This window comes from Mesorhizobium sp. M8A.F.Ca.ET.202.01.1.1, assembly GCF_004791595.1.
In the GTDB taxonomy this organism is placed as follows: Bacteria; Pseudomonadota; Alphaproteobacteria; order Rhizobiales; family Rhizobiaceae; genus Mesorhizobium.
On sequence record NZ_SRUN01000067.1, the window covers coordinates 1 to 485 of the forward strand.

Consider the following 485-nt stretch of genomic DNA (forward strand, 5'->3'; position numbering starts at 1 on the left):
TTGTCCTGTTCGGTGGTGATGCCGTTGTTGAGGGTCGCGCCGTCATAGGTATGGGTCAGCGTGTAGGTGTAGGTGCCGTCTGCATTGAGCACCAGGTTGCCGTAGCTGCCGGTGGCCGATGAGTTGAGCGTATAGGTATAGGGCCCCGTGCCGCCGGCCGGCGTGATGGCGCCGTTGAATATCTCGCTATTGCCGGCCGCGTCGCTGCCCGCCGGCAGGCCCTTCTCATAGACCAGCGCGTCGGTGTCGGAGGCGGTCACCGTGACGTTGTTGACGGTGATGTCCAGCGTCACCGTCGAGGTGTCGCCGTCGCCATCGGTGATGGTGTAGACGAAGTGGTCGACCGCGTTGGTGGTCACCGCGTTGGGGTTGGCGGAGTAGGTGTAGGTGCCGTCGGCGTTGAGCACCAGCGTGCCGTACTGGCCCGCGATGCCGGCGCCGCCGAGGTTGCCGCCCACCGGGTTGGCGACGTTCGAGCCGGTGGC

1 protein-coding gene is annotated in these 485 nt (G+C 66.0%); it reads right to left on the reverse strand.

The features are described 5' to 3' along the window. Positions 1–485 (reverse strand): Ig-like domain-containing protein (locus tag EN845_RS33850; RefSeq protein WP_189587433.1); only part of this gene is annotated, 485 nt, incomplete at both ends.